This window comes from Pseudomonas sp. UBT (assembly GCF_050915955.1).
Taxonomy (GTDB): domain Bacteria; phylum Pseudomonadota; class Gammaproteobacteria; order Pseudomonadales; family Pseudomonadaceae; genus Aquipseudomonas; species Aquipseudomonas antarctica_A.
Genome location: NZ_CP168079.1, coordinates 4,079,370 through 4,088,413, shown reverse-complemented (window position 1 = coordinate 4,088,413; position 9,044 = coordinate 4,079,370). Strand labels below are relative to the sequence as shown.

7 protein-coding genes are annotated in these 9,044 nt (G+C 59.5%); 6 read left to right on the top strand and 1 reads right to left on the bottom strand.

From position 1 onward, the window contains the following. Positions 1 to 660: 660 nt before the first annotated feature. The gene (locus ACDZ94_RS18910) at positions 661 to 1,431 is read right to left on the bottom strand and encodes a MipA/OmpV family protein (RefSeq protein WP_064450912.1); all 771 of its coding nucleotides are present in this window, start codon (positions 1,429 to 1,431) and stop codon (positions 661 to 663) included. A 238-nt stretch (positions 1,432 to 1,669) separates the two neighbouring features. Between ACDZ94_RS18910 and ACDZ94_RS18905 the strand changes: the two genes are divergently transcribed. Genes ACDZ94_RS18905 through ACDZ94_RS18880 form a run of 6 tightly spaced genes read left to right on the top strand, consistent with a single transcriptional unit; the run spans position 1,670 to position 8,926 of the window. Next, positions 1,670 to 2,371, top strand: a complete 702-nt coding sequence (locus ACDZ94_RS18905; protein ID WP_064450913.1) for an MtnX-like HAD-IB family phosphatase — start codon at positions 1,670 to 1,672, stop codon at positions 2,369 to 2,371. Then, on the top strand, positions 2,364 to 3,758 hold the full coding sequence (locus tag ACDZ94_RS18900; protein WP_083359925.1) for an aspartate aminotransferase family protein: 1,395 nt from the start codon (positions 2,364 to 2,366) through the stop codon (positions 3,756 to 3,758). Before ACDZ94_RS18905 ends, ACDZ94_RS18900 begins: the two co-directional genes overlap by 8 nt. Beyond that, positions 3,755 to 4,621, top strand: coding sequence for an alpha/beta hydrolase (locus ACDZ94_RS18895; protein ID WP_064450915.1), 867 nt, complete (start codon positions 3,755 to 3,757; stop codon positions 4,619 to 4,621). The genes ACDZ94_RS18900 and ACDZ94_RS18895 overlap by 4 nt, the downstream gene beginning before the upstream one ends. Before the next feature lie 15 nt (positions 4,622 to 4,636). Further along, the gene (locus ACDZ94_RS18890) at positions 4,637 to 5,761 is read left to right on the top strand and encodes a GNAT family N-acetyltransferase (RefSeq protein WP_221294043.1); all 1,125 of its coding nucleotides are present in this window, start codon (positions 4,637 to 4,639) and stop codon (positions 5,759 to 5,761) included. Continuing rightward, a complete protein-coding gene (locus ACDZ94_RS18885; protein ID WP_064450917.1) occupies positions 5,761 to 7,539 on the top strand; it encodes a sensor histidine kinase in 1,779 nt (592 codons plus the stop codon). Before ACDZ94_RS18890 ends, ACDZ94_RS18885 begins: the two co-directional genes overlap by 1 nt. Then, positions 7,529 to 8,926: a sigma-54-dependent transcriptional regulator gene (locus ACDZ94_RS18880; RefSeq protein ID WP_064450918.1), complete on the top strand. Its 1,398-nt coding sequence runs from the start codon at positions 7,529 to 7,531 to the stop codon at positions 8,924 to 8,926. The genes ACDZ94_RS18885 and ACDZ94_RS18880 overlap by 11 nt, the downstream gene beginning before the upstream one ends. Positions 8,927 to 9,044 lie beyond the last annotated feature (118 nt).

Below are 9,044 nucleotides of genomic sequence, written 5' to 3'. Positions count from 1 at the left end.
TTATCTGCTGCTGATACACCACTATCGCGGGCAAGCCCGGCTCCCACATTTGAACGGTGGCGGGCGCAGAATTCTGGTCAGACATAGATCAGTGTGGGAGCTGGCTTGCCTGCGATGGCGGTGTGTCAGTCAGCTTATCCGCTGCAGGTACACCACTATCGCGGGCAAGCCCGGCTCCCACATTTGAAACTGCGGCGGGCGCAGAATTCTGGTCAGGTACAGATCAGTGTGGGAGCTGGCTTGCCTGCGATGGCTGTGTGTCAGTCAGCTTATCTGCTGCGGGTACACCACTATTGCGGGCAAGCCCGGCTCCCACATTTGAACGGTGGCGGGCGCAGAATTCTGATCAGACACAGATCAGTGTGGGAGCTGGCTTGCCTGCGATGGCGGTGGGTCAGTCAGCTTATCTGCTGCTGATACACCACTATCGCGGGCAGGCCCGGCTCCCACATTTGAACGGTGGCGGGCGCAGAGTTCTGGTCAGGTACAGATCAGTGTGGGAGCTGGCTTGCCTGCGATGGCGGTGAGTCAGTCAGCTTATCTGCTGCGGGTACACCACTATAGCGGGCAAGTCCGGCTCCCACATTTAAACTGAGTTTGGCGTCTGAGATCGGGCTGCCTTGATTGTGATGTGGCTCTTGGGGAGCAGCCTGTCGCCCGTCAGTCAAACTTGTAGCTGATCGCGGTCTGCACCTGGCCCTGGTTCACGTTGCCGGTTTCCTTGACGATGGTGCTGTTGGCGGCCGAGCCGACCAGGTGCGTCCAGCTGGCGCTGGTCAACAGCGACCAATGGGCGGCCAGGGGGAATTCGAAGCTCTGGGTCAGCGTCAGGTTCTGGAAACCGGCGCTGGCGTTATAGGCACGAATGCCTGAGGCCGCGGACTCCTTGTCACTTACGCCGAAAAAGGTCTGGGTCTGGCGGGCATCGGCAAAGTGCGCCATCAGGCCCGTGCTGCCGATGATGCCGCCACCCAGCGGGTAACCCAGCTCGCCACCGACCTTGCCCAACACACCACTTTGATCACGCCCGCCGCCTACGGCCTGGCCCACTTGCGCGTACACGCGCCAGAACTCGGCCGGGGCGTATTGGATGAAGCCACCGACTTCAGCCATATCCGACACATCGCGCAAGCCGCGCAGTGAGCCGTTGGCCGTACGGCCAGGCAAGTAATTGATGTAGGGGCCGGCGGTGATGCCGTTGGTATTGAGCGCGCTCCAGGTCAAGCCGTCGTCGGTGCCGAGGCTGACACTGCCCCAGTCCAGGTCGAAATAGGGAATCGCCTGGGTTTCGTAGCGGCTGCCGGTGGGGTCGTGGGGTTGATAACTGATACCTGCACCGACTTCACCGGTAATGCCGTCCGCCAATACCGTGCTGGACACACTCCACAGCCCGAGCAAACCGGCGAATACAGCAGAAGTAACCTTGTACATGGAGCGTTTCCTTATCTGAACTTGCGCGCATTCACGCGCGAAGGGCATCCCTGGCGCAAGCACTCATCTTGTTTGTAGCAAGCTACAAAAATTGTAGCTTGCTCGACACATATAACCATAGACCTCAACCAAAACCCCAGCCCTGCTGGGCTTTAATCAGTTGGCACAGTCCCTGCTATAGCCCTGTTGCAAGCGCATAGAGCGCTCTCTTCAAGCCCTCCAACTTCAAGGACAGGCAATGATCCAGTGGCATATCGTGTGCGACTTCGACGGGACCATCACCCCTACCGACGTCATCGACAACGTCCTCCAGCGCTTTGCCGGCCCTGAGTGGGAAACCATCGAACAGGAATGGCTGGATGGGCACATCGGTTCCCGCGAATGCCTGAGCCGCCAATTGGCGTTGATCAAGGCCACACCGGCTGAACTGTTAGCGTATTTCGACAGCGTCGAGATCGACCCGGACTTCCCGGATTTCGTCGATCACGTCATGGGTCTGGGCGCGACCATCGAAGTGGTCAGCGACGGCATCGAACAAGGCATCGCGCGCATTCTGTCGCGTAACTACGTGACCTTGCTGCCGATCCTCGCCAACCGTCTGCGCCAGGTCGACCAGAACAGCTGGCGCATCGACTTCCCGTACTCCAGCGACGCCTGCCGTGCTGCGTCCGGCAACTGCAAGTGCAAATCCACCCCGCGCAACAAGCGCGTGCTGGTGATTGGCGATGGCAAGTCCGACATGTGCGTGGCCTCTACCGCCGACTTCGTCTTCGCCAAAGGCAGCCTCGCCAAATATTGCGAAGCCAACAACATTCCCCATGCGCGCTTCGACACCTTCGCCGAACTGCCCGCATTGCTGGCCAAGCTGCCTCAGGGCATCGCGGCCAACGCCACCACCTTTACTGCTGCTGACAATCAGGAACTCTTCCACCATGTCTGATATCCGTATCGCCACCGCCGAAGACCAGATTCTTCTGGATAAAGAAGCCAAGTACTGCTCCTACGGCGACACTGTTCACTACATCGAGCCACCGCGTATTTTCAGCCGTTGCGAAGGCTCCTACGTGTGGGACACCGAAGACCAGGCTTACCTCGACCTGCAAATGTGGTATTCGGCCGTTAACTTCGGCTACGCCAACCCACGCCTGAACAACGCGTTGAAGCAGCAGATCGACACCCTGCCGCAAATCGCCAGCCAGTACCTGCACAAAGGCAAGATCGAGCTGTCGGAAATGATCGCGGTCGATGCCAAGAAGAAATTCGGCCTCGACGGTCGTGTGCACTTCAACGTCGGTGGTTCGCAATCCATCGAAGACTCGTTGAAAGTGGTGCGTAACGCGTCCAACGGCAAGAGCCTGATGTTCGCCTTTGAAGGCGGTTACCACGGCCGTACCCTCGGTGCCTCGTCGATTACCTCCAGCTTCCGCTACCGTCGCCGTTACGGCCACTTTGGCGAACGTGCCAACTTCATTCCGTTCCCGTACCACTTCCGTGGCCCGAAAGGCATGACGAAAGAAGAATACGGCAGCCATTGCGTGCAGCAGTTCGCCCGTCTGTTCGAGACTGAATACAACGGCGTCTGGGACCCGAAAACCAACCAGTGCGAATACGCAGCCTTCTACGTCGAGCCGATCCAGGGCACCGGCGGCTACGTGATTCCGCCGATGAACTTCTACCGCGAACTCAAGCACGTGCTGGATCAGCACGGCATCCTGATGGTGTCCGACGAAATCCAGATGGGCTTCTACCGTACCGGCAAGCTGTGGTCGATCGAGCACTTCGACGTGCAGCCGGACGTGATCGTCTTCGGTAAGGCGCTGACCAACGGCCTGAACCCGCTGGGCGGCATTTGGGCGCGTGAAGAGTTGATCAACCCGAAGATCTTCCCACCAGGTTCGACCCACTCCACCTTCGCCTCCAACCCACTGGGTACGGCGGTAGGCCTGGAAATGTTCAAGATGACCAGCGAAGTCGATTACGGCGCGATGGTCATGGCCAAGGGCAAATACTTCCTGGAAGGCCTGCAAGACCTGCAGAAACGTTTCCCGATCATCGGCGACGTCGACGGCCTGGGCCTGGCCCTGCGCTGCGAAATCTGCGGCCCGGATGGTTTCACGCCGGACAAGGCGACCCTGGACTACATGGTCGAAGAAGGCATGAAGGGCGACATGGTTGTGGATGGCCAGAAACTCGGCTTGATCCTCGACGTGGGCGGCTACTACAAAAACGTGATTACCCTGGCACCGTCCCTGGAAATCAGCTACCCGGAAATCGACCTGGGCCTGAAGCTGCTTGAGCAACTGCTGGTTCGGGCGACCAAACGGTGAATGTCTCCGGGATCGATCTCGGTGAAGGTGATGCCGGCTTCGTTCTCGGTGAAGGTCCGGTCGGGATCCTGTTGATCCACGGCCTGACCGGCACCCCGACGGAATTGCGTCAAGTCGCCAAAGGGTTGGCCAAGGCGGGTAACTGCACGGTGTACGTGCCCACCCTGGCCGGGCACTGCGGCGATAACAGTGACCTGCAGGCCACCGGCTGGCTGGACTGGTACGAAGGCGTGCGCAAGACCTTTGCACAGGTCAAGCAGCGCCACGAGCAGGTGTTTGTCGGTGGCTTGTCCATGGGCGCGGTGATGTCGATGTACGTGGCTGCCGAGCACCCGGGGCAAGTGGCCGGGCTGTTGATGTATTCCACGACCTTGAAGTACGACGGCTGGAGTATTAACAAACTGGCGTTCCTGACGCCGTTGCTGATGAAGATTCCATTCGGCGTGCACATCTGCCGCTTCGAAGAGAAGCCACCTTATGGCATCAAGAACGAGCGCCTGCGGGCAATTGTCGAGCGCCAGATGAAGGAAGGGGAAAGCAGCGAGGCCGGTTTGCTGACCATGGAAGGCATCACGGTGCGCGAGTTGCACCGGATGAATGCTGTGGTCAAGAAACGCATGCCTGAGGTCAAGGTGCCGGCACTGGTGTTGCACTCCATCGAGGACGACATCACCAGCCGCTGGAACGCTGATTACGTGGAGCGCCACCTAGGCGGGCCCGTCACCAAGATCCTGCTGGACAACTGCTACCACATGATTACCGTCGACCTGCAATACCGCCGAGTGATCGAGTTGAGCGCCGAGTTTGTCGAGCAACACGCCGCTACTACCCAGGTGTCCGAAGACTACCGACAGCGTGCATAAGCTTAAGGACAAGACGTGATCACCGCCCAAGCCTTCTCGACTATCCGGGCCATCCAGCGCAGTGCCTGGAACGACTGTTTTCCCGGAGCCCTGGAGGATTGGGACTTTTACGTCGCTGTGGAAAACGCCGCTATCGATGATTTCAAGTGGCGTTACCTGGCTGTTTACGACGATGAAACGCTGGTGGCGGTTGCCGCCGCGTTCATCACTTATTATCGCCTCGACACCACGGTGTCGGGTGCAGGCAAGCGCTTTACCGAGCGCCTGGAGCGACTGTGGCCGGGTGTTTTACGCCTGGAGTTGTATGCCATCGGCTCCCCGGTGGCCGAGCGTTGTGACGCGGGCATTGCCAGCCATGTTGACGAGGCGCAGCACCCGTTACTAATCAAGCACTTGCTGATGGCTGCGCGCCAGGACGCCAACGCGTTCGGAATTGGCCTGGTGGCGGTCAAGGACGTGCCGACCAACGACCCGTACTGGGCGGACAGTTGCCGCCTTGCAGGTTTTCAGAGCATGCCGAGTTTGCCCAGCGGGTTGTTGACGGTGCCTTACGGCTCAGTGGACGCCTACCTGGGCTCGCTGTGCAAGGCGACCCGCAAGGACTTGCGCCGCAAGCTGCGTGCGCCGGGCCCTCGGGTAGAGTGGCGGCACAACATTGATGATGTGCTACCTGAGGTGATGCGCCTGTACGAAGACACGCTCAGTCGCGCGGACTTGCAGTTCGAGCGCCTGCCGGCGAGTTACTTCACCGGCATCCTTGAACGGTTGGAAGGGCGTGCGGTCTGTGCTCTTTATTGGGTGGACGAGCGACTGGTGGCGTTCAACCTGATCCTGTTGGACCAGCACCGTTTGATCGACAAGTTTTTCGGGCATGACCGTGAGTTCAGTCGTGAGTACAGCTTGTATTTCAGAAGTTGGCTGACCAATGTTGACTATTGTATCCAGCACAGTATTCCCGTTTACGAGTGCGGTCAGGAGGGGTACGCCAGTAAGCTGCGCCTGGGTTGCGAGTTCCGGGGCAACAGCATGTTCTTCCGCCACCGTAACCGGCTGGTCAATGGCCTGCTCAAACTCGTAAAAATGTATATAAGACCGGATCGATCCGACCCTGCCATGGCTGCTGCGATAAGCGAAACCTGATGATCACCAAGACCCGCCAAAAAGCCCGCCCCTTTGCCATTTCGCGCTGGAGCGTCCAGCGCAAGCTGGTGCTGGCGTTCTGGCTGGTCAGCGTCATTCCGACCATGATCGCTGCCGAATTGGCGGCGACCACGCTGTCGCAGATTTTCGACAGCAACGTGCGTATCTGGCTGCAAGAGTCGACCAAGATCGTCAAGGATGAAATCGGCGACATCCTTCATGACAACGCACGCATGGCCAAACTGTTCCTGCGCTACACCGCTCCGCCCTCGAACAGGCAAGCCGCCAAGCATGACCGGCTCACCGCCGATATCGCCGAGGCCACCGATATAGACGTGGTCTCGCTGATTCGCGTCAGTGACCACAAGATTGTGTTCAGCACGGCCCCTGATGATGTCGTCAAGCAGATCAACCTGACCAGCAACGCGGTGCTGCAAACCATCCAGGTGGCCGGCGTGACTACGGGCCTGGTGGTATCGACGTTCGAAACCACCCAAGAGGGCGTCGACTACGTGCTGTTGGTGGCGACTTACCTGGACAGCAGCTTCCTCACCAGCGTGGCCGATGTGCATTCCCTCGACCTGCGCCTGTACCTGGCCAACCCCTCGGGGTTTTCCGAGATATTCTCGACCCAGCGTTTCGAAAATCATCCTTCGCGCATCCCGAAGAATGTCGAAACGGCCATGCGCAGCACCAAACAGCCGAGTGAGCAGTTCACCAATAATTACAGCGGTCTGTACTGGCCCATCTTCAACGACGCCGGCGACTTGCAAGGCGTAATCTTCAGCGGCCTGCTGCGTCATACCAGCCTGGTCGGGCTGGTGAATCAGAGCAACTTGTTCGTGCTGATATTCCTGCTGAGTTCGGCGTTGTCCCTGGGCGCCGGCGTGTTGGTGTCACGGCGCCTGACCAAGCCTCTGCGGGACTTGTCCCAAGGCGTGGATGCGGTGATCTCGGGCCATTATGAGCATCGCGTATTGGTCAGCGGCGGCGATGAGCTGGCGCAGTTGAGCAGCACCTTCAACCACATGACCGAGCGCCTGGGCGAGCTGCACCACCTCGAAGCCCAGTTACGCCGCCGCGACCGGCTGCATGCTCTGGGCGAAGTCGCGATGGGCCTGGCCCATGAGATTCGCAACCCGTTGGGTATTATAAAGACCGCCACCCAGCTGCTGCACCGTCGCGCCGACCTGCCGGAAACAGACAAGCGCCACCTGGAATACGTGATCAGCGAAGTCAGCCGCATCAACGACCTGATCACCGAGTTTCTCGACTTCGCCAAACCCAACCCGCCCCTGCGTGTGTTGCAGGCGGCGCGTCCGGTGGTGGAAGAAATCCTTGGCTTCTGCAGCCCGGAACTCGCCACCCATAACATCGATGCGAAAATCGATGATCAGGCGCCCGGTGCAACCCTCTATGCTGATGCCAAGCAGCTCAAGCAGGCGTGCCTCAACCTGATTCTCAACGCCATCGATGCAATGCCCGAAGGCGGGCGCCTGACCCTGGGCATTCGCAGCGTCGACGGCAACACGGTGATCAGTATTGCTGACACCGGCCAGGGCATCCCGGCGGATATGATTGAGCGTATCTTCACGCCATTTGTCACCACCAAGGCGTCAGGCACAGGCTTGGGCCTGGCCAAAGTCTATTCGATCATGGAAAGTCACGACGGCAGCATTGAATGTGCCAGTGAGAAAGATGCCGGCGCCACCTTCAGCCTGTACATTCCGGCGCATGGTGAAGACGACGGCGATGATGAGGAAGGTCATGACGCATAACGTATTGGTAGTCGACGATGAGCCCAAGCTGTGTGATTTGCTATCGTCGGCCTTGAGTCAGAATGGCATTCAGGTATTCACCGCGAGTAATGGCCTGCACGCACTCAAAGTGCTGGACCAGGAAGACATTGACCTGGTGATCAGCGACTGGCGCATGCCGGGTATGGACGGGCCGGCGCTGCTGGCGGAGATAAAGGTGCGCTTCCCGGATTTGCCGGTGATCGTGATGACCGCCTACAGCACGGTGAAAAATGCGGTGCAGTCGATGCGCAATGGCGCCTATGACTATATCGCCAAGCCGTTCGACATCGACGAGCTGGACATCACCGTGGCCAAGGCCCTGCAGTTTCGCGACATCATGCGCGATAACGCGCGCCTGCGCGCCGAGCTTGACCATCATGCGCAGTTCGACAGCCTGGTGGGCGACAGCCCGGCGTTTCGCCAGGTGCTGCATGCCATCGACTCGGTACGTGACAGCAACGCAACCATCCTGCTGACCGGCGAAAGCGGCACCGGCAAGGAAATGGTTGCCCGTGCCATCCACAAACACGGCAGCCGAGCCGACAAACCGTTCGTGGCGGTCAACTGCGCGGCCATTCCGGAAGGCCTGCTCGAAAGCGAAATGTTCGGCCATCGCAAGGGCGCCTTTACCGGCGCCGTGGCGGATCGGGTCGGGCGTTTTATGCAGGCCGACAAGGGCACGCTGTTTTTGGACGAAGTGGGCGATATGCCCCTGGCGTTGCAGGCCAAGATTCTGCGCGCCTTGCAGGAACGGGTGATCGAGCCGGTGGGCGACCCGCGCGAGCGCAAGGTGGACGTGCGGGTGATCGCCGCCACCAACAAAAATTTGCTGGATGCGGTGGCCAATAAAGAGTTTCGTGAGGACCTGTATTACCGCCTCAACGTGTTCCCGATCCCACTGCCGGCCCTGCGCGAACGCGCCGAAGATATCGTGCCCCTGGCCCGGCACTTCGCCCAGACCCTCAGCGCGACCGCCGGTAAACGCATCACTGGCTTCAGCCCAGAGGCGTTGCAGGCCATGGCCGCTTACAACTGGCCGGGCAATATTCGCGAGCTGCAAAACTGTGTGGAGCGGGCGACCATCGTGGCAGCCAAGCCGGTAATCGAAGACATCGACCTGCCGGCTTACCTGTTTGCCTCCAAGCCTGCCGAGGGTGGCGTGACGGCGATGCTCAGCGACGGACCGGGTGTGCCGCAGGATCTGGATGCGGCGCTGGCGGAAGTGGAGAAGGCCTATATTCTGGCGGCGTTGAATGAAAGCAACGGCGTGCAGGCAGCGGCGGCCTCAAAGATCGGGATTTCCGAGAGGAGCTTCTGGTATCGGTTGAAGAAGCTGGGGATTCATGTCGACAAGATTGTGCGCTGATCTCCCAGGCACACATCATTGCTCTAAATGTGGGAGCTGGCTTGCCTGCGATTACGGTGTATCAGTCATCAGATCGGGTGCAGACATACCGCCATCGCAGGCAAGCCGGCTCCCACAT

Coding starts and splice junctions, on each gene's coding strand:
- ACDZ94_RS18880 (WP_064450918.1), top strand. CDS start 7,529: ATGACGCATAACGTATTGGTAGTCGACGATGAGCCCAAGCTGTGTGAT.
- ACDZ94_RS18885 (WP_064450917.1), top strand. CDS start 5,761: ATGATCACCAAGACCCGCCAAAAAGCCCGCCCCTTTGCCATTTCGCGC.
- ACDZ94_RS18910 (WP_064450912.1), bottom strand. CDS start 1,431: ATGTACAAGGTTACTTCTGCTGTATTCGCCGGTTTGCTCGGGCTGTGG.
- ACDZ94_RS18905 (WP_064450913.1), top strand. CDS start 1,670: ATGATCCAGTGGCATATCGTGTGCGACTTCGACGGGACCATCACCCCT.
- ACDZ94_RS18900 (WP_083359925.1), top strand. CDS start 2,364: ATGTCTGATATCCGTATCGCCACCGCCGAAGACCAGATTCTTCTGGAT.